This is a genomic window from Prosthecobacter algae, from assembly GCF_039542385.1.
Classification (GTDB): domain Bacteria; phylum Verrucomicrobiota; class Verrucomicrobiia; order Verrucomicrobiales; family Verrucomicrobiaceae; genus Prosthecobacter; species Prosthecobacter algae.
This window is the reverse complement of record NZ_BAABIA010000001.1, coordinates 552639-572620: the sequence shown is the minus strand read 5'-3', so window position 1 is coordinate 572620 and position 19982 is coordinate 552639. Positions and strand designations below refer to the sequence as shown.

At 60.5% G+C, this 19982-nt stretch carries 16 protein-coding genes; 10 read left to right on the top strand and 6 right to left on the bottom strand.

What is annotated here, in order from left to right:
* Positions 1 to 56 precede the first annotated feature (56 nt).
* Positions 57 to 788, top strand: coding sequence for a CorA family divalent cation transporter (locus tag ABEB25_RS02240; RefSeq protein WP_345734753.1), 732 nt, complete (start codon positions 57 to 59; stop codon positions 786 to 788).
* Between the two features lie 49 nt (positions 789 to 837).
* Here ABEB25_RS02240 and ABEB25_RS02235 read toward each other — a convergent pair whose 3' ends face one another.
* Both ABEB25_RS02235 and ABEB25_RS02230 read right to left on the bottom strand, forming a co-directional pair.
* Positions 838 to 3279, bottom strand: a complete 2442-nt coding sequence (locus ABEB25_RS02235; protein ID WP_345734752.1) for a VIT domain-containing protein — start codon at positions 3277 to 3279, stop codon at positions 838 to 840.
* A gap of 18 nt (positions 3280 to 3297) precedes the next feature.
* Complete coding sequence (locus ABEB25_RS02230; RefSeq protein ID WP_345734751.1) at positions 3298 to 3765, bottom strand: MerR family transcriptional regulator; 468 nt, start codon at positions 3763 to 3765, stop codon at positions 3298 to 3300.
* A 111-nt stretch (positions 3766 to 3876) separates the two neighbouring features.
* Between ABEB25_RS02230 and ABEB25_RS02225 the strand changes: the two genes are divergently transcribed.
* Positions 3877 to 5178 (top strand): nucleotide sugar dehydrogenase, encoded by a 1302-nt coding sequence (locus ABEB25_RS02225; RefSeq protein ID WP_345734750.1) that lies wholly within the window; start codon positions 3877 to 3879, stop codon positions 5176 to 5178.
* A 48-nt stretch (positions 5179 to 5226) separates the two neighbouring features.
* On the opposite strand, the gene ABEB25_RS02220 is transcribed toward ABEB25_RS02225, so the two are convergent.
* On the bottom strand, positions 5227 to 7404 hold the full coding sequence (locus ABEB25_RS02220; protein ID WP_345734749.1) for a transglycosylase domain-containing protein: 2178 nt from the start codon (positions 7402 to 7404) through the stop codon (positions 5227 to 5229).
* Positions 7405 to 7563: 159 nt separating this feature from the next.
* Here ABEB25_RS02220 and ABEB25_RS02215 point away from each other — a divergent pair, with 159 nt between their 5' ends.
* Together ABEB25_RS02215 and ABEB25_RS02210 are read left to right on the top strand one after the other, a co-directional pair.
* On the top strand, positions 7564 to 8529 hold the full coding sequence (locus tag ABEB25_RS02215; RefSeq protein ID WP_345734748.1) for a S1C family serine protease: 966 nt from the start codon (positions 7564 to 7566) through the stop codon (positions 8527 to 8529).
* Complete coding sequence (locus ABEB25_RS02210; RefSeq protein ID WP_345734747.1) at positions 8526 to 9635, top strand: PDZ domain-containing protein; 1110 nt, start codon at positions 8526 to 8528, stop codon at positions 9633 to 9635. The genes ABEB25_RS02215 and ABEB25_RS02210 overlap by 4 nt, the downstream gene beginning before the upstream one ends.
* Here ABEB25_RS02210 and ABEB25_RS02205 read toward each other — a convergent pair.
* Entirely contained in the window at positions 9616 to 10812 is a 1197-nt protein-coding gene (locus ABEB25_RS02205; RefSeq protein ID WP_345734746.1) for an MGDG synthase family glycosyltransferase, read from the bottom strand. The two genes, ABEB25_RS02210 and ABEB25_RS02205, sit on opposite strands and share 20 nt — an antisense overlap.
* Before the next feature lie 28 nt (positions 10813 to 10840).
* Here ABEB25_RS02205 and ABEB25_RS02200 point away from each other — a divergent pair, with 28 nt between their 5' ends.
* From ABEB25_RS02200 to ABEB25_RS02185, 4 genes are read left to right on the top strand one after another with little or no spacing between them, the layout of a single operon-like run.
* Positions 10841 to 11587, top strand: a complete 747-nt coding sequence (locus ABEB25_RS02200) for a peptidoglycan recognition protein family protein (RefSeq protein WP_345734745.1) — start codon at positions 10841 to 10843, stop codon at positions 11585 to 11587.
* 12 nt (positions 11588 to 11599) lie between these two features.
* Positions 11600 to 12499 carry a hypothetical protein gene (locus tag ABEB25_RS02195; protein ID WP_345734744.1) on the top strand — a complete coding sequence of 300 codons (900 nt, stop codon included), beginning with the start codon at positions 11600 to 11602 and terminating at the stop codon, positions 12497 to 12499.
* Positions 12500 to 12517: 18 nt separating this feature from the next.
* Positions 12518 to 13087 (top strand): peptidoglycan endopeptidase, encoded by a 570-nt coding sequence (locus ABEB25_RS02190; protein ID WP_345734743.1) that lies wholly within the window; start codon positions 12518 to 12520, stop codon positions 13085 to 13087.
* A gap of 14 nt (positions 13088 to 13101) precedes the next feature.
* A complete protein-coding gene (locus ABEB25_RS02185) occupies positions 13102 to 14214 on the top strand; it encodes a BPL-N domain-containing protein (RefSeq protein WP_345734742.1) in 1113 nt (370 codons plus the stop codon).
* 1 nt (position 14215) lies between these two features.
* Here the strand turns inward: ABEB25_RS02185 and ABEB25_RS02180 are convergent, their stop codons facing one another.
* Positions 14216 to 15244 (bottom strand): Gfo/Idh/MocA family protein, encoded by a 1029-nt coding sequence (locus tag ABEB25_RS02180; protein ID WP_345734741.1) that lies wholly within the window; start codon positions 15242 to 15244, stop codon positions 14216 to 14218.
* Between the two features lie 68 nt (positions 15245 to 15312).
* On the opposite strand from ABEB25_RS02180, the gene ABEB25_RS02175 reads away from it, so the two are divergent.
* Together ABEB25_RS02175 and ABEB25_RS02170 are read left to right on the top strand one after the other, a co-directional pair.
* The gene (locus ABEB25_RS02175; RefSeq protein WP_345734740.1) at positions 15313 to 15786 is read left to right on the top strand and encodes an MOSC domain-containing protein; all 474 of its coding nucleotides are present in this window, start codon (positions 15313 to 15315) and stop codon (positions 15784 to 15786) included.
* Between the two features lie 95 nt (positions 15787 to 15881).
* Positions 15882 to 18086, top strand: coding sequence for a redoxin domain-containing protein (locus tag ABEB25_RS02170; protein ID WP_345734739.1), 2205 nt, complete (start codon positions 15882 to 15884; stop codon positions 18084 to 18086).
* Between the two features lie 6 nt (positions 18087 to 18092).
* Here ABEB25_RS02170 and ABEB25_RS02165 read toward each other — a convergent pair whose 3' ends face one another.
* The gene (locus ABEB25_RS02165) at positions 18093 to 19952 is read right to left on the bottom strand and encodes an N-acetylmuramic acid 6-phosphate etherase (RefSeq protein WP_345734738.1); all 1860 of its coding nucleotides are present in this window, start codon (positions 19950 to 19952) and stop codon (positions 18093 to 18095) included.
* Positions 19953 to 19982 lie beyond the last annotated feature (30 nt).

Here is a 19982-nt window from a genome sequence, read left to right as displayed (position 1 = left end):
TTGGCACGAAATTGTATTCCCCTGCCCCAGGTCCCTCGGCTAGGATCGCCGCGTTTATGAAACCTGAAGCCAGCATTCTCCCGAAGCTGTGGATCATTCCCGACTCCATCCGTAACCGCCTGGGCCGCGAGCCGGGCCCGCAACGCGCCATGCTGGAGGAGGGACATTTGCTCATCATCCTGCACCAGCTCCCACAGCCCGATGAGCACCAGCGCAAACCGGCGCTGTTTTGGCGCAGCCCGGAGGGCGAGTGGAAGACCAACCTAAATGGCACCGGCCTGGCCGCTTTGAATGACCACATGCGGACCTATGACAACAAACTGACCGAGCTGGAGGATGCTGAAAATCTAGCCAGTACCGCCACCGAATATCATACGGTGCTGGAGAAACTGGCCCCCGTGCTGCGTTCTTCACGCGGCCTGCACCGCACCATGCAGCAGGCACGCGAGCTGGTGAAGGGTGAGCGTGAACTCATCAACTTCCGAGATCAGGCGGCGGCCATCGAGCGGAACTCCGAACTGCTCCTTCAAGATGCCCAGTTCGGCCTGAATTTCACCGTTGCCCGCCAGGCCGAGGCCCAGGCGGCCACCGCCCGCCAGATGGCCGCCACCGCGCATCGCCTGAACCTACTCGCCGCGCTTTTCCTCCCGCTCACGGCCCTGGCCAGCGTCTTCGGCATGGAAATCCACAGCAAGCTCCCCGATACGCAGGCCAACTTTTGGCTCATCTGTGTATGCGGCGTGCTGCTGGGATTGGTGGTCATGAGTTTTCTGGGGAAGAAAAACTAACCGAAAGTTTAGAGTTACGCTGCCTTTCTCCACCCTTTAATGAGCAAGGTTATCCTTCCAATGGTTCCGGAAATGGTTCTGGAGCATACTGGTTTATCTTTTTCAGGTTGTTTAGATCTCCCCCCGTTACCTGCAAGTGCACGAAACTCCAGAAGTGCTCCAAGGGTTTCGAAGCAATGGTCATTTCTTTCACCAGTGTAGCGAGAAGTCGATGACGCTTTCCTGAAGCATCCTCGCCATCCCAACCACACAAAACCACCACGATCGCCCGTGCCACCTCAGAACTCAGCCCTTCCTTCATAAAGAGCGCCAAAAGAGAAAGTCCCCATGTCATGAGACAGCTTTCATCCTGATATTCTAGCTGGCCATAACGACCCTCCATTTCTTTGCAGACGCTTACCCACTTATCACCACGGCTCCTACTCGGTGGACCAGAACTGACAACTTCTGACGCAAAACTAGGATTTACCCCGCCTGCAAGATCATCCGCACTGTATTCATCCCAACTGGAAGTCTTGAGATAATTCTTCAACGCCCCTTCAAAAAAGAAATTCTCTGTAGGTAAAGAGGCTTCATAGCTGGTCTCCACCATTGGCGGTGGCGCAGATTTGCGATATCCAGAGGCTGGCCCCGAGGCGACGGAACCATGGGCAAATGCCGCTGCCGCTACAGCATCCTTCTCAGCCTTCAACGCCAGGAGCGACGGCTGATAGACTTCGCGTTTAGCCACAGGCACTTTTTCGGCCTCGTCCCAGGCGGCAAAGGAGGTGCCTTTACAGACGACGTTGTGCTCTACAGCCAGGGCCACCGCTTCGTTGTCTCGACCATTCGCAAGAAGGTACTGGGTGCGGTTACGGGCCCAAAGCAGGCGCGGGGCTTCATCCCTTGAGAGGGCTTCTTCCAGGTTAAAAGCTTGAGTCCAGGCGCTACCATCGGGAAGGCTTCCTCTCAAAGTCACCTGAGCGGTGCCAGAGATGACCTGCACCGGCATGAGGATGACCTCGCCAGCGTGGAGATCTGGCAAGGTCAGTCGGTCATCCGCCACCACGACGCCCTCACTGAGGCTCAAGTTTGTAAGCACCGGGCTGCGCAGCACTACCGCCAGTTGCTTCACTGCGGCAGGGATATCCTCATGGGGTGTCATGAGCACACAACGCCCACCCGTGCGCCTAGCCATGGCCTTCAGCAGGGCATCATTCACCGCCGTATCAATGCCGAAACAGTGCACCGGCACATGGCTATCACGCAGGGCTTTCATGTGCTTTAGCACTTGGCCCTCATTGCCGACTTGGCCATCGGTGATCAGCACCATACGCGTCGCACGCTCCGCGCTGTGAACAGGGAGCATCTGCATCACATGTTCAAGAGCAGGGAGCAAATGAGTCCCTCCGTCCGTGCTCAGCGAATGCAGTTGGCGGAATTTAGCATCGGTAAGCAGCGTATCCCGCTTCAGAGGTTGCTCCGCAAAGTCCTGGTAATTAGATTCAAAAAATGTGATCCACACTCGATCCCACTGGCCCAACTCCTTTACAAAAGCATGCAGGGCTTCAATGCTCTTCTGCCAGTTCAATCCGGCCATGCTTCCAGATCGGTCTAACAAAAAGTACACATCCTGAGCATACTCCGCCTCATCTACCGTCTTCACATCCACCTCCTGCGGGGCTCTCACCTGGAGAAGTGCATATCGGTACCCCTCCTTTTCCACGGCCCAGGCATGTGCTTTGGGGGTGGCGGCCACTGTTTCTTCCCAGCGCAGCACTAGATCGCGGTCTGGCACATGTTCCTCGCCTAACAGTTCCACTTCGATCCTTCCTGAAAGGCTGCGCATGGTGACCGGGTGAGTGGGGCAGTCCAGAGTGAGCAGGTCCACCTCGCCATCCTCCAGCACGCCGTGAAGATACAGGGTGGCGGCATCTTCATGCCCAGCTTGGATGCGCGGGGGAGTCAGGCGGCTGGCATCTGGTACCTCATCCGTGTCGTCCGCCACCCCTTTGCCACGGTTCGTTCGCAGCAACGGCTTACCGGGAATGTAGCGCACTCCGGGGCAGAAAGGGATGCGAAGGCTGAGCTGTGCGCCCAGCCGATCCAGGCTTTCCACATAAGCAAAACGGATGACCACACGGTCCCCCGGAGCCACATTTCCCAGTTCTAAGGTGAAAAGGTTATCCCGCTCCATCTCCACCAGTGCGGTGCGACGTCCGGCCGCCTTTTGCTCTGCCACTTTCGCACGGGCCTCCTCAGCCTCCAGCACCACCGCGCGAATGAGCCGCCCGTTGACGATCATTTCGCAGCGATAAACTGCAGCGGCACTGGGCAGAGGGAATGTGTAGGTCACATCCAACGACTCGCGGGCCGTTTGTTCGAAGACCTGATCCATTTCAACCACAGCCACTTCGCCCATGATGCGAAATCGGGTTTCAAGATGAACGAGCGGCAGGTGAATGCGAGTCTGGGCAAGTTGAGCGATGAGACCAAAGATACGGGTATTCATAAATAGAGAGGCTTTTTGTTAGGCTTGTATAATGAGGCGAATGGCTTCGAGTTGATCGGCAGTAAGAGTGAGTCCTGGGCGGCGAGAAATGAGCAGGAACTCCGGTGACACGGGCCAAGTCTGCCAAGTCTCCGGCTGCACCCACTTAGAATTTTCGGCCTCAGGCAGTTGCCCGCCCCCTCCCTCAACCGTGTCGAGGATGCCCTGCAGTTCTTCATCGCTACGACCAAACAGCAGCGATTGAATGCGAGTCAGCGGCAGGCCTTGGCTCTGCAATACCCGCACGGAGGCAGCCTGGAGGTAATGATGTTGGGTGTAACCGCTGCCGCCACCTTCCACCGCCGCATCGAGTAGGCCCAGGGTGCGATAATACCTCAGGGTCCTCACCGTGGTATCTGCCGCAACTTGACCATTGGCGGGCACGACGCCGTGACGCGCACACCATTCGGTGACTTGCGAAGCCAACTGCTCCAAAGAGAAACTCATGCCAATGAGATAACATTAACAGTGTTACTGTCAATATTAATGTGTAGCACTTATTTTTTTGTTGGTGGAGGTAAGTTGTCAGCCCTCTCAGGACTGTGCTAAGTGCATGATATGAACGTCAGCATTTTTGGTCTGGGTTATGTGGGTGCGGTCACCGCAGGGTGCCTGGCGGAGCTGGGGCATGGCATCATCGGGGCGGATGTGCAGCAGGCCAAGGTGGATGCGTTTAACACCGGGGTTTCCCCCATCATCGAGCCGGAGCTAGATGGTCTGCTGCAAACGGCGAAGCGTGAAGGCCGTCTGTCTGCCACCACGAGCGCGGCGGAAGCCGTGGCGAACTCCGACGCCAGCATCATCTGCGTGGGCACGCCATCGCTGGAGTCCGGCCGACTGAATCTCGACTTTGTGCGGAAGGTGAGCGAGCAGATCGCCCAGGCGCTGCGCGAGAGCGGCAAAACACACGTGATCCTTTTCCGCAGCACCATGCTGCCGGGCAGTACCCGCACGATGGTGCGCGACTTTTTTGAAGACCTGCGCGTGACAGGCCAGGTGCGCATCTACTACTGCCCGGAATTCCTGCGAGAAGGCACGGCGGTGAAGGACTTTCGCGAGCCCTCCCTGGCTGTGGTGGGCACCCATGATGGCTTGGAACCGGAGAGCGAAGAAGCCCGCCAGCTTCTGGGTGGCACGCCTGCCGTGCTTGCCTGGGAAGGGGCCGAGATGATCAAGTACTCCTGCAACTACTTCCACGCGCTGAAGGTGGGTTTTGCCAATGAGATCGGTCGCCTGTGCAAGTTCCTGGGCGAGGATGGTGCACGGGTGATGGACGTGGTGTGTGCGGACACGCGCCTGAATATTTCAAAGTACTACATGAAGCCGGGCAATCCGTTTGGCGGCTCCTGCCTGCCGAAGGATGTGAGCGCGCTGCTGTCCTTTGCCCGCCAGGAGGGCATCTCCCTGCCGCTGCTGGACAATACGCTGGATACTAACCACGCGCACCTGGACCTGCTGATCAAGCTGATCACCAGCAAGGGCACCCGCAAAGTGGGCCTGCTGGGCCTAGCCTTCAAAGCCGACACGGACGACCTGCGTGGCAGCCCGATGGTGGCGGTGGCGGAAACTTTGTTAGGCCGTGGCTACGAGCTGCGCATCTATGACCCGAGCCTGAACCTATCCCGCCTGATCGGAGCGAATGAGGCCGAGATCCAGCGCCGGATGCCGCACCTGGCCTCGCTGCTGCGGGAGGATGCCCGCGAAGTGGTGGAGGGCAGCGAGCTCATCATCGCCTCCCAAAAATGCGTGAAGCCGGAGGATCTGGCTGCGTGGGTGACGGCGGAGAAGAGCGTGATCGATGTCAACGGCTGGCGCGAACTCAAGACTCTGCCGTGGAGCTACGAAGGCCTGTGCTGGTGAGGTGGCAGCGAATCTGAGAAGGATTTCCGAAAGGACCGTCAACCGTGCCTAACGGAACCAGCCGCGGATGCGATTCAGCAGCCCGGGGCTTCTGCCGCGTGGCTGATCCTCATACTGGGGGGCGGCGATGACGCCCTGGTGTGCGCCGCAGTTGCCCTGGGGAATGAGGTCATACGGCAGCTTTTCATCATAGGCCGTGCCACTCGCCGCACAAGCGGGGGTGGCGAGCTGGCTGCTGAGGTGGCAGAGCTGCACGGCGGCCAGCGGTGGCTCCACACGCGGACCTGCGGGAATGTAGCCCAGCTCGACCGCTTTTTTCACCACATCGGCCCAGATGGGGATGGCGAGGCGGCTACCATAACCCTGGTCCACAATGGTTTGCGGCTTGTCCAGCCCCACCCACACGGCGCAGGTGACGCGATCCGTGTAGCCTGCAAACCAGGCGTCCTTGTAATCATTGGTGGTGCCGGTTTTGCCCCCGGCAGGCTCTTTGAATTTGTGCTCGCTGCGCACGCTGGCGGCGGTGCCACGATCCATCACCTGCCCCAAAATGCGGCGCATGAGATGGGCCACGCCCGGGCTGACGACATCGGCCTCCAGCAGGCTGGTACTGTAAAGGATGTTGCCAGCCTTGTCCGTGACCTTATCAATGAGGAAGGGGCGGCGGCGGATGCCGTCGTTGGGGAAGATGCTGAAGGCGCTGGTGAGGTCGCGCGGTGTACCACCGAGGTTGCCGATGAAAATCTGCGGGGTACGCTCGGCGCTACTGCCGATGCCGGCATCGCCTAACAAATTGAGCACACGGTCCAGCCCCGCGTAGTTGCCCACGCGGATGGTCATGGTGTTGCGGCTTTGCACCAGCCCGTATGTCAGCGTTTGCTGACCGGTGAATTTGCCATCGCTGTTCTGGGGGGACCACCCTGCCCCGGCGCCTTCGATCTCGCCGGGCTGAATGGGGGCATCGTCAATGAAAGTGCCGGGAAGGAAGCCGCTGGCGATGGCCGTAGCATAGACGAACGGCTTCACCGTGGAGCCGATCTGGCGCTGGCCCTGGGTGGCGCGGTTGTACTTGCTCTGCCGATAGTCACGCCCACCCACCAGGGCGAGGATGCCGCCGGTGGCATTGTCCAAAATGGTGACCGCCCCCTGGAGATACGGGGTGGAGGCCACCTCCTGGGTGCCGTCCCAGGTGGCATCAAAGGCGGCCTTCGTGGGGTGCTTGTAGCCGGGCAGTTTTTCCACCACCGCGAGGCGTTTTTCCACGGACTGCTCCGCCAGTGTTTGCAGTTCCTGGCTCAGCGTCGTGTAAACAATGAGGCCGCCGTCTTCGATCTCGTGATCTTCCAGCACGCGGTCGAGATCCCGGCGGACGGCATCGAGCGCGTAACCGCCCTGGCTTTGAAAGGCGGGCTGAGCGTGCAGGGCGATGTCGGCATAACGGGCAGCCAGTTCTTCCTCGGTGGTGATGACTTTGGTGGCCACCATGCGCTTCAGCACATCGTCACGCTCCTTCAGCGCGCCATCGAAATTGCGGAAGGGGGAGAAGCGCACCGGGCTGCGGATGATGCCTGCGATGAGGGCGGCCTCGCTCAGATTGAGCTGGCTGGCGTGCTTGCCAAAGTACACCTGGCTGGCGCGCTGGATGCCGTAGAGGTTCGTGCCGAAGAAGATGCGGTTCACGTAGTGCTCGAGGATTTGATCCTTCGTCCAGTAACCCTCGATGCGGCGGGCCAGCATCATCTCCAGCATCTTGCGGTGAAAGCTGCGGTCGTTGAGATCCGGGTAGCTGTTGCGAGCGAGCTGCATGGTGATGGTGCTGGCCCCCTGCACCACGCGGCGGTCCTTGATGTTCCTCACCGTCGCGCGTGCCACGCCGACGTAGTCAATGCCCCCGTGGTCATAAAAGCGGGAGTCCTCACGAGCCAGGAGCGCTTTGACAAAGAAGGGAGACACCTGGCTGAGCGGCACCACGATGCGGTTTTCCCCATGCATGCGGCCCAGCATCTCCCCCTGGGCATCCAGCACCACGGTGCGCTCCGGCATTTCGCCCAGCTTGCTGAGGTCATACTGCCGGGCCAGGTGGGAATAAAAGGCGATGGTGCCTGCGATGGTGAGGGTGACCAGCAGGCTGCCGCCCATGAGGGCCAGCAACAGCAGCCGCCACCAGCGCCGCCAACGGGACTGTGGAGGCGGCGTACGATGGGGTGCGGGAGGCGGGCGTTTCATGAGGTGGCTTGGACGCAACCGAGGGTTCGAGTATTCTACGGATTCGGGCCTGGGACCCGCCTTCAGCCGGATTTCTCAGGGCTTTGACAGACTTGGCTTGAATCTCGCTTCGGAATTAAGGAGAATTTCGGCCTTCTTGCACGTTAGAATTGAGTCGTTATGAAAAATGCGCTCTTCGCCCGGCTCATGTGGATGCTCCTCCACGTGCCAGGATTTGCTTTCGCTGCGGGGGAGCCGGACTTTGAACCCTTCCTCAAGTTGCAGGACAATGTGCAGTCGCTGCTGCCCAAGGTACGCCCCGCCGTGGTGGCCATCTTTACGGGAGATGGCACGGCCAGCGGGGTGATCATGAGCGAAGATGGTCTCATCCTCACCGCTGCCCATGTGGCGGAACGCCCAGGCCGTGAGCTGCGCGTGATCCTGGAAGATGGCACGGTGGTGCAGGCCACCACCCTGGGTCTGGACAAGACCACCGATGCCGCGCTGATGCAGCTCAACGACACCGAGCGCAAATGGCCGCACGTCAAGGTTTCCCGCCAAGTGATCAAGGCGCAGCCGGGGGAGTGGTGCTTTGCGCTCGGTCACCCGGGCGGGTTTGATGAAAAACGTGGCGTGGTCCTGCGTGTGGGCCGCATTGTGAAACAGACCGCCAACTCCCTGCAAACTGACTGTGTGCTGATGGGAGGCGACTCGGGCGGCCCGCTCTTTGATCTGAATGGCGACGTCATCGGCATCCACAGCCTCATTTGGGAGGGGCGCGATGAGAACATGCATGTTTCCATGGCCCCTTTTCTGAGGTCCTGGGATGAAATGAAAGGCAGCCATGTCATCCACACCTGGGGCATCGGCAGCGGCGGGTACCTGGGCATAGGCACGGAGATGAATGCCAAGGGAGCGCTGGAGGTGGTGGAGGTCATAGCTGGTTCCCCCTCAGAAAAGGCTGGCATCAAAACCGGCGACGTCATCCTTTCCCTCAATGGCGAGGCAATCACCGACCTGCCGCAGTTTACCCATGCCGTGCGGGTGCGCCCTGCCGGTGAGGAAGTGCAGTTGCGCCTGAAGAATGTGAGCGCTGAACGCGACGTCAAAATCACCCTGGGCATCCGCCCGAAAGAAGAAGGATGATCACTCCCCTGCCATCCCCCAAAGTGCTGATCCTGCTGCTGACCACCGTCAGCCAACTGGCCCTGGGCGAACTGCGCGCCCCGCTGAAACCGGAGGAAATGACCAACGGCAACCAGACGCTGGCCCCGCTGGCGGCCCTGCAAGCGCAGGTGGCCCGTAACACGGCCCTGCTGATGAATGCAAAGAACAAGGCCGTGGCCACCTTGACCTGGGTGGGCAAGGAGGGCTACTTCATCACCAAGGCCAGTGAGGTGCCGCGACTGGAGGAATGCACTGTGAAATGGGGTACCGCGCCCAAGGCCCAGGTGCGGGAGATCCGCCGGGATACGCGCCATGACATCGTCCTCGGCCAGGCCATCCACCTGCCTGAGGTGCCAGCCGTCAGCTTCATCTCGTCCAAAAATCTTTCCTTCGGCCAATGGATCGTGTCCCCGGCGGCGGGCAAGGTGCTAAAGATCGGCGTCATCAGCGCCAAGCGCCGGGAGATCAAGGGCTTTGGTGCCGCCATGGGCATCCGCATGGATGACAAGCCCAGCAGTGCCAGCGGGGTGCGCATCATCGGCGTGGCGGAGGACAGTCCCGCAGCCGCCGCAGGCCTGATCGCAGGCGATCTCATGATGGAACTCGCCGGGGAAAAGATCCGCGACTTCCGCCGTGTGAACGAGCTCATCTTCAAACGCCAACCGGGTGAAGAAATCGAAATTAAATACCAGCGCAATGACAAGCTGGGGAGTCTGAAGGTGCGCCTGGCCAGCCGCACCAAGGTATTGTCCAACTGGGATGGCGAGGACTTTGCCAACGGCGGCATTTCCATCCGCACGGATAACTTTGCCGAAGTGCTGCAACACGATCTGCCCCTGAACCCGCTCGACATGGGAGGCCCAGTGCTGGACCTCAAGGGACGGGCCGTCGGCATCAACATTGCGAGGGTGGACCGCATCACCACCTTTGCCCTGCCGGGTGAGCTTTTCTGGCCGATGATCCAGCAATGGATCGAGGCGGACCGTCATCCGCCCAAGGCGCAGCCAGCGAGCGTCGCGACGCAGAAAACGGCAACGGCCACACCGCCTACCCCTGCCGCAGCGGCTAAACCAGCGGTGCCGTAGCCTCCAGCGGTGCGGCCAGTTCCAGGGCTGTCTGGGCGGTGCGTATGGCGGCATCCGGCACGCTGATGGCCAGCATGTTTGCCCGCATCTGGCGGCCTATTTTACCCCCATCTGCTAAGACTTTGGCCACGGCCTCTCCGGTTTCTTTGGAGGTAAAGGTGCGGTAGGCACAATGGCGGGAAAGCAGCATCTCCGCATTGCCTTCCTCCTGGCCAGGGACCACGTAATCAATCACGGCCGGGATGCGTGCGGCAAGCACTTCGTGGAGGATCGCCCCGCCCGCTTTGCAAATCACCACGTCGTGGGTGCGCAGCAATTCTGGGATGCGATTTGTCCAGCCGATGATCTCCACGGGAGCCTGCGGCAGCGCATCGGTGAACTTGCGCAGCACGTGGTAGAGGCGGGAGCTGTGTTTGCCCACCGGGATGGTGAGCTTCACGCCTTTTTCCAGCAGCGGGACCAAGGCCGCCAGCGTGGTGGCCACGCGACGGCCCGTCGTCGAAGGCAGGTAGAGGATGCGTTGCTCGCCTGGCGGACGGGCATCTGGCGGCAGGGTTTCGGTGAACTGCAGGCTCACAGGGAACCCGGTGATGCTCACCTTGTTTGCCGGGATGCCCAGCTTTTCCACCACCTCATGGGTCTCCGCATCCGCCACGCAGTAGAGGTCGCTGGGCTGCATGAGCCAGATGCGATGAACGCTGATGGAATCCGTGATGATGGTGACCAGCCTGGGCAGCGGCACCTGCTGCTTGCGCAGCGCATCCATGAGCGCTGCATACAGAGGGTAGGTGCTGATGATGAGACGGGGCTGCAAGGTCTCGATCTTTTCGCGCAGGCCACGCACCAGGGGGGCCAGCCAAGCGCTGTCCTGGGGATCCACGTCAGATTTTTCCAGCATGTGATAGACCATGCGCCAGCCACTGGGAAAGTGGGTGATGGCCTGCTGATAGAGATTCTTCAGCACCGTGGCGATGCGCGGCTGCACCTCGCTGATGAGATCGCACGTCTGCACATCTTCCCCTGGGCAGAGTCGCCGCAGCGCTTCAGCGGTTGAGAAAGCAGCGGTGTTATGCCCATCGCCAAAGCCTGCTGTCAGGACGAGAATCACAAGGCTATCGCTGGCGGAGAATTGGCGGAACTCAAACAAAATGTCAGTCCACTGACTCCAGACTGGCAAACTTCCGCGCAGCCACCATACTGCCGCCATGAACAAAGGCAGTGCTCTTCTGGCCCTCCCCCTCGCTCTTCTGGCTGTGGTTGTTTTCGTCGCCTGCGGCTCGCCCGCAGGCCGCTCGAAGATTGCCATGTGGGAAGCCCGTTACAATGACAGCTCCCTGGGACGCGTGACGCCGGAGCAATTGCTGCGGGAAATCGGCCTGCGGCCGGACCTCATTCCCGCCGGCAAGGTAGGCCGCTACAAATACCGGCCGATGACGCCGCGATACATCACCATCCACAGCACGCAGAACTATAGCGGCAATGCCTACAACCACGCCCTGGCGCTCAAACGCGGAGCCCTTCGTGCCACCAAGCGCCCAGGCGGCAACCGCATCGGCTTCCTCACCTGGCACTTCACGACGCAATCGAACGTCGCCATCCAGCACCTGCCCTGCCGTGAGCAGGGAGAGCACGCCGACTTCGACGGCCCAGGGAACAACTACAGCATCGGCATTGAGATGTGCGAGCATCGTGGCAACGACATCGCGCTGACGATTGACAAAACGGCCCGCCTCACCGCCTACCTCATGTATGTCTATGGCATCCCGCTGGACCATGTGGTGCCGCACTACCACTGGCCGCGCATCAGCCCAAGCATCAAGGACCCGCACAAGAACTGCCCTCACTTTTTGTTAGACCGTGGCCGTCCGGGCCCCACCTGGCAGTGGTACCTGCGCCGGGTGAACCTGCATTACAATCGCCTCGTCCCCGGCCCCGCGCGCTCCCTCGGCTGATCCTCCCGGCCCATGAACAAGCTGCTGCCGGTTTTCTTGCTCTGCCTCGCTGCACTGCCATGCCGTGGCCAGAAAGCCGCCCGCCTGGAGGCGGACAAACCGGTCATTCTGGCCGACAAACGCATCCACGAAAGCAGCGGCCTCACGCGCAGCCAGCGGCACCCTGGGCTTTTCTGGACGCTCAACGACTCGGGCGGCGAGCCCTGCCTCTTTGCCATTGATGAAAAGGGCCAGACACGGGCCAAGGTGCGCCTGCCCAAAGCCGTGAACTTTGACTGGGAGGACTTAGCCTCCGGTACCGATGAAGAAGGCCGCCCCTGCCTTTTGATTGCCGACATCGGGGACAATCTCAAAGTGCGCGCCAGCCTGCAGATCTACCGCATTCCAGAGCCTGACCTACCCAAGGATCCAAAGAAGGAGACCGAGAGTGCTGAACCTGAGATTTGGCACCTCGGCTACCCTGACAGACGTCACAATGCCGAGTGCCTGTTGGTGCATCCACAAACTCAGCAGGTGTGGATCCTGACCAAGGAAGAGAACGGCGAAAGCACCCTTTATGAACTGAAGGGCAAAAGGCGTTCAGGTGCTGCCATGAAGCTGGAAAAAATAACCACTCTCAGTTTTCCCGCCCGGTCACGTGAAGGCAAACGCCCCGGCATGGCCAGCATGACCACCGGCGCAAGTATTTCACCCGATGGCAAACGGCTCGTCATCGCGACTTACAGCTACCTGCATGAGTGGAAGCTGACGCCAGGTCAACCACTCAGTAAAACCCTGCAATCCCCTGCCCTGATCATCGAGCCCCCGCTCACCCGCCAGATGGAGGGCGTCTGTTACGATGACGACAGCGCCACCTTGTGGTTTACCAGCGAGCAGCTACCAACACCACTTTACCGGCTTCGCAGGAAATAATCTCACCCCCAGCACTCCATGAACGAACCTCAGGACTTCATCCCCGGCCTCCTGGAAGACACCCCTGAAGCCGCCACGGTGAGGAACCTGGGGCGGCGTGATTGGCTCAAGATGAGCGGCCTAGGCGCACTGGCCATCGCGGGCGGTGGGGCCGGGGTCTATTATTACTCGCAGATTCCCCTGCTGCATTTCGATGGCCGATATGCACGGGCCACCGCCTATCACCCGCCTGTTCTTCACCACATCGTCCACTATGCCAACCAGCTTGTGGACAAGCCTTATAAATGGGGAGGCGGGCACAGGCAGCTCTTTGATGACGGTTTCGACTGCTCTGGCTCCATCTCTCACATTCTCTACCGCACGGGTCTCCTCGTGCAGCCGCTGAACTCCCGCGGCTTTGCAGGTTATGGAAAGTCCGGCCCAGGGCGTTACGTCTCCATCTTTGTGAAACCCGGAAACCACGTCTTCATGTCCGTCTGCGGCCTGCGATTTGACACCTCGGGCACGCAGACTGGCGAAGGTCCGCGCTGGCGGTCCACCGCACGCGGCACCTCCGGTTTCATCAACCGCCACCCAAACGGCCTATAAACACACTTTTGGTTATGAAACACCTGCTTCTCCTGAGCCTCTTTGCCTTGTCACTGCACGCCGGGGAAAACCTAGCTCCTGGAATCCAGTATCCAAAACTGGTTGGGGAGTGGGCACCCAGCTCCCTCCAAGGCCGCGAGGAACTGCTGTCGGCGGCCGAAATCACCGCAGGGCATCACTATGTGCTGCATCCCGTCAAAGGCAAAGCCAGCACCGCGCTTTATCACACCACGAATCCGGCAGGCTTTGATCCCGCCAACACCAAGATCAACATCAATGCCCTGCATCTGGTAGCGGAGTTTCCCGTGACTGAGGCCAAGCTCATTCGAACTGGATCAGATGAGCAGCCTCAATGGCGACTGGTGGGCAAACGCGCCAAGACCCAAGAGCTTCAGGCCATCTCCCTCACCTGGAAGGAACTCGCACCACTTCCGCCCCTCCAGCGCGGTGATGGTCCCGTGCGAGTGGCTCTATTTGATGACTACGGCAGCTTTGGCAAAGGTGTGCCACGTTGCACGGAACTGCTCAGCCAAGCGCCTGGGGTCAAAGTCACGATCGTTAAACCGCAACTCATCCGCGAAGGCGGACTCAAGGACTTCGATGTCGTCATCTTTACGGGTGGCAGCGGTGGCAAGCAGGCGGGCACACTGGGCCTTGTGGGCCGTGAACAAGTGCGCCGTTTCATTGAGGCGGGCGGCGGTTATGTGGGCATCTGCGCTGGCAATTACCTGGCCTGCGATGGTTTCTCCTGGGGGCTGCAGATCCTTGATGCCAAGACCAAGTCCTCGAAATGGGCACGCGGTGTGGGCGATGTAAAAATCGAATTTACGCCCAAGGGCCGCGAGATTTTGGGCATGCCCGAAGGCCTGCTGGATATCCGTTACGCCAATGGCCCCGTCTTTAATCCAGCGGGAGATGAAGCCATCCCCGACTTTGAACCTCTGGCCTTTTTCCGCAGCGAACTGGCGGAAAATGGCTCACCCAAAGGAGCCCAAGTGAACTCCCCCGCTATGGTCGCGGGCAGTTATGGGAAAGGACGCCTGCTTTGCAGTAGCCCGCATCCGGAACAGCAGGCCGGGATGGAGGCCTTTATCCTCAAAGCCGTGCAGTGGGTGGCAGGTCCATAAGCTACGCGCACTTCACCGCCGCCCGTTTTTCCATGGCCTCCCACACGGCCTCGACCACCCGCATGTAGCACACGCCTTCGGTGAAGTCCGGCTTTGGCCGCGGGGCCGCTGGGTCCATAATGGCCTGGATGAAGTCACGCTCCACAGTCCACTCCCGCTCCATCTCATAAGGCACAGGCACGACCTCCAGGGAGCCGCCCGGTTTGCCCAGGCACACTTCATCGGTGACAAAGTCATAACTCAGCGTGCCCTCACAGCCAAAGAGCCACAGCTTGTCCGTCGGTGCATGGGCCGCGACACCGCTGAACAGCATCGTCGCCTCTAGACCGCTGCGAAATTTGGCCATGACATGCACAAAGTCTGGCGTCTCCACCGTGAAACCCTGGCGCTCCGGGATGACCACATTCCCCCGCGCCTCCACCTCCACGATGTGACCTAACCAACGTTGCAAAACTTCCGTGTAGATTCCCAGGGTCAGGATCTGGATGCCGCTGACCTCCACATTTTGACGCCAGTGTGCAGGCTGGTTTGCATCCAGCCAGGCGGCGCTGAAGCTGTGTAGCAGTGCCTGGTGTGGTTTCCCGATCGCCCCTTCAGCCAGCAGCTTTTTCACCATCTCTCCGGCCTTCATGCCCTGGGGTGCTGGGCAGATGGCCGTCACTAGATCCGGGCAGCTTTGTGCCCGCTCCCACATGTGTTCCGCCTCCTGCAAAGTGGCGGCCATGCGGGCCTGGGTGAAAACATGCTTGCCGCATTGCAGGCCAAAGTCCGTCGCATCGTGGTGCATGGACGGGTGCGCGCCGATCCACACCACATCCACGTCCTCATTGTCCACCACATCCTCCCAGCGAGCATGGGCTTTGGCCTCCGGCGCGAACTCCTGGCAAAACGCCTCCGCACTGGCCAGCGATGAATTGGCCACAGCCGTGATGCGCACATTCGGCAGCGCCCGCAACCCTGGCAGGTGGCGCTGTTTCACAATGCCGCCTGCGCCCACGATCCCGACCCGGATGATTCTCTCTGAACTCATAGCCGCACTCTTCCCGAGAAAAGGCGGGGGATGCAAAGACTCATTCCGTCCTTGGCGGAGCGCCTGCCATGCGTGAGAGTCCGCCCATGCAGATCCTCCACATCTACATCTCTCCCGCGCACAACTACTTCGGCCATCACGGCCAGCCTGCGGGGCAGGCACCGATCCAGGAAGTGGAAACGGTGGAATGCGTGGCTGGCAAAGGGCTGGTGGGTGACCGCTTCTTCGATTTCAAAGAGAAGTACAAGGGCCAGGTCACCTTCTTTGCCCATGAGGTGTATGAACGGCTGTGCGAAGAGTTCCAGGCCATGGGGGTATCCCCCTCCGTTTTCCGCCGCAACATCCTCACCAAAGGGGTCAATCTCAATGACCTCATTGGCCAGGAGTTTGAAATTCAAGGCGTGCGCTTCAAAGGCACCGAGGAATGCAAACCCTGCTACTGGATGGACCAAGCCCTGGCCCCAGGGGCCGAAGCCGCGATGAAGGGCAATGGCGGTCTGCGAGCCCAGATCCTCAGCAGTGGCGTTCTCAAAAGAGGCTGAGGCGCGGCCTCACCTACCGCAACTTTCCCTCGCCCGTGAGGTTTCTCCAAACGCTGTCATATAAAACCGACGACTGCGTCACCCAGCGATACTGCATGAAACGTCTTTCCCTTTTGCTGCCCTTTCTCCTCACCGCTCCGCTGGGAGCCCAGGTCGCCAGTGTGGCCGAACGCTTTGCAGGGTTCGACAAAAACAATGATGGCCTCATTGCGGGTGAAGAAATGCAGGCCGCGCCCTACCTGCCGAAACTGGATCTGAACGGCAATGGATCCCTCACCCTGGAAGAAGCTGAGAAGGCCGTGCAACTGGCCGAACGTGCCAAAAAACGCGCCGCCGAATCCCCCTCTGCAGGCAAGACAGGCATTGCTGAATTCGACAACCTGGACAAAAACGGCGACGGCCTGCTGACGGAAAATGAGATGCCCCAAAAACGCTGGATGCGTTTTCTGGATCAGGACAGCAACGGCACGGTCACCCTGGCCGAGGCCACCGAAGCCATGGCCCGACTGCGCCGCAAAGGCGGCAGCCCAGAATCCACCACCCCAGCCAAGCCGGCGAGCGAAGACCCAGAGCTGAAAGAGGCCACCGTCGTTTTAAAAGCCTCCGATCACGGTGTAGGCCGCCTCGTCGCCGACCTGACGCTGGAAGACAGCCGCGGTCAGAACCTCAAGCTGAGCGAACGCATTAGTGGCCAGCAGGGTCTCATCGTCGCTTTCTTTGGGGCCACCTGCCCCATCAGCGGCAAACTGGGAGCTGAACTCGCCCGTTTGGAAAAAACAGCCCAGGAACAGAAAGTCGGCATGCTGCTGGTCTGCCCGGTGGCCGTGGAAACCCAGGAAGATATCCAGACCTTCATCACCACCCACGGCCTGAAATCTCCGGTGGTTCATGACCAGGATGGCCGCCTCTCCACCGCCCTGGCAGCAACGACCACCACCGAAGTCTTTCTTCTCGATGCCGCCCGCACGCTGACCTATCGCGGAGCCATCAATGACCAATACGGTCTGGGTTATGCCAAAGAACGGCCTAACAAAACGTATCTTCGCGATGCCCTCACAGCTCTTCTTGCCCACCAGGCACCTGCCATCGCCGCCACCACGGCCCCAGGCTGCGCCCTGGACATCAAGCCAGCCACCGTCGTCGCCCAGACCTCCGTCACCTATCACCATCAAATCTCCCGCATCCTGCAAGCGAACTGCGTGGAGTGTCATCGCAAGGACAGCATCGGCCCCTTCAGCCTGGAGACCTACGAGGACGTTTTGGAAAACGCCGCCATGATCCGCAAACAGGTGGAACGCGGAGCCATGCCGCCCTGGTTTGCCGCCACGCCTCCTGAGGGCACCCACACGCCCTGGATCAATGACAGCTCCCTTTCCCCCCAGGACAAACAGGACTTGCTGACCTGGCTGGCCAGTGACCGTCCGCTAGGACAAATCTCCGATGCCCCCCAGCCCCGCTCTTTCCCCAAGGAATGGACCATCGGGCAACCGGACACGATCATCCAACTGCCCAAACCCATTGCCATCAAGGCAGAGGGCACCATGCCTTACCAGTTTGTCACGACGACCACATCCTTTGAAGAAGACCGCTGGGTGCAGGGCTACGAGATCATGCCGACAGACCGTGGAGTCGTGCATCATGTCATCGTCCAGGTTCACCCAAAAGGCAGCAATGTGCGGGACCGGGGCGAGGGAACTGAGGGCTACTGGGCCGCCTATGTTCCGGGCAATGCCGCCCATGTGTGGCCCGCTGGCTTTGCCAAAAAACTTCCCGCAGGTGCCATCGTCAGCTTTCAGATTCACTACACGCCCAATGGCAAAAAGACCGAGGACCAGCTCCGCATGGGGCTTGTTTTTGCCAAAGAAAAACCGCGCTACATCGTCCACACCGCCGCCGTGGCGCACCCACGTTTAAACATCCCTGCCGGCGCTCCAGACCATGTCGAGGTGAAGGAGCAAACCGTTCCCATGGACATGAATGTGATGGCCTACATGGCCCACATGCACGTGCGCGGAAAGGCCTTCAAATTTGAGGTCACTCCTCCTGGCGGCCAGAGCGAGGTGCTGCTGGACATCCCCCGTTATGACTTCAACTGGCAGCTCCGCTACGACTATGCCCAGCCGAAGTTCCTCCCGCGCGGCAGCAAGGTGAAAATCACGGCCGTCTTTGACAACAGCGAGGGCAACCCGGCCAATCCAGACCCGGCCAAAAACATCCGTTGGGGTCCGCAGACCTACGATGAAATGATGATCGGCTACTTTGAATACTACACGTCGAACGAAGACGTGGCCGCACGCTGAGCTGACTCACTTCAGCTTTTCATAGGCTTCCTTCACCAGCCAGCCGGTCTCATTCAGCGTCTCGCGGGCATTGTCTTTGGTGCAGCCCGTGAGCTCTGAAAGGATGCGCACCGCGCGGTCGCGCAGCTTCACATTGGAGGGGTTCAGATCCACCATCAGATTGCTGATGACCTTGCCCACCTTGGTCATCGCCAGCGTGGTGATGATGTTCAGCACCAGCTTTGTGGCCGTGCCGGATTTCAGCCTTGTGGAGCCGGTGAGCACCTCAGGCCCCACATTCGGGGTGATCATCACCTGGGGTTTCCAGCTCTTGTCCTTCAGCCTGCCCACCGCCCCGCGCATCGCCGGATTGAAAGACAGCAGCACGGTGTAGGTCCCTCGCTGATTGGCCTCATGGATGGCACCCCAGACAAACGGTGTGCGACCGCTGGACGCGATGCCGACAAGCACATCTTCCGGCCCCAGTTCCCGGTGCTTGATGGCCATGGCCCCGGCCAGCACATCATCCTCCGCCCCTTCCACCGCGCTCCACAGCGCCTGCCGACCACCGGCGATGATGCCCTGCACCTGCTCACGCGGCGCACGGAAAGTGGGCGGGATTTCGCTGGCATCCAGCACCCCCAAACGGCCACTGGTGCCTGCGCCTGCATAAAAAAGACGCCCCCCGTTTTGAAAAGCCCGCGCCACCTGCGCCACCACCCGGCTGATGTGGCGCTTCTCCGCCAGGATGGCCGCAGGGATCTGCGCATCTTCACTGAGCATGAGCTCAATGCCTGCGCCTAACGACAAGTGATCCAACGTCATCGACTTCGGATTGCGCCTCTCCGTGGGCGACTCAGCCAGCACGGCCAGATCAGCCAGGCATTCTGGCAGGGCAAACGTCTTTTCCTGCACCACGGTGCGCATGCCTCTCACCAAAGCCCCGGCATTCACCCGCTCCGCCTCATGTCGGGCCAGTTCAACAGCACCAGCCACGGAGGGCAGCTTCAGCGGAGTCACCTGGGAATGCGGCCAGCAGGCGCGGATCTGGCGTGTCACCTGCCGCATGAAGCTGGGATTGCTGAGCAGCACCCCGCCATTAAAGATGAATTCCACCGGCGTGCCCACCGGCACCAACTGGCTGGCGCAGGCACAGGCATCTGCCGCCAGGGTCACGGCAGAGTCTGCCAAAATTTTCTTCGCCAGCGCATCGCCTTTGCCTGCCACGGCAAAGACCGTGATGGCCAGATTGGCGATCTCCGTCTTGGGTGCGTGAACGGACCAGGGAATGAGCTGGTCCGGCTCATTGAACATCAGCGCATTCAGCATCGCGGAGCCGAGCGGTCCCAGGCGGCCCCGATGATCCAGATCTGCCATCACAGCCCGCAGAGCCCGCAGGCCGATGTCGCAGGCGCTGCCCCGATCCCCAATCACATGCCCACGCCCGCCTACCTTGGCCGTGCGGCCATCCGGTGCCCGGCCAAAGCAGCAGGAGCCGGTGCCGCTGAGCACGAGCACCCGAGGGATCGCCTTTTTCAAAGCCGGGGCTGCGGCGAGCGCCGTCTCCAGATCGTTCGTTGCCACACATGGAACGTTAGGCCAGACCCGCGCCACCGCCCGGCGCAGCCTTTCCTGATCGGCCGCCGTGCGTGCCCCGGCCAATCCCACGGCCACCGCCTGCGGCCAGTGAGGCAGCCGCCCGGCGATGTCCTTCAGGTGCCATTGCAATTCGCGATCCGTCAGCAGGGATAGCACAGCAGGGCCTGTCTGAAAACGGGCCAAGATGCCGCCCTGCCCATCCACCAGACGGACACTGGTGCGGGTGCCGCCACCTTCGATGCCAAGGAGCACAGGCACAGGGACGGCGGCAGACTGGGGGCGCTTCATGGCGCGAACTTACAAAATCCTGTCGCCGCT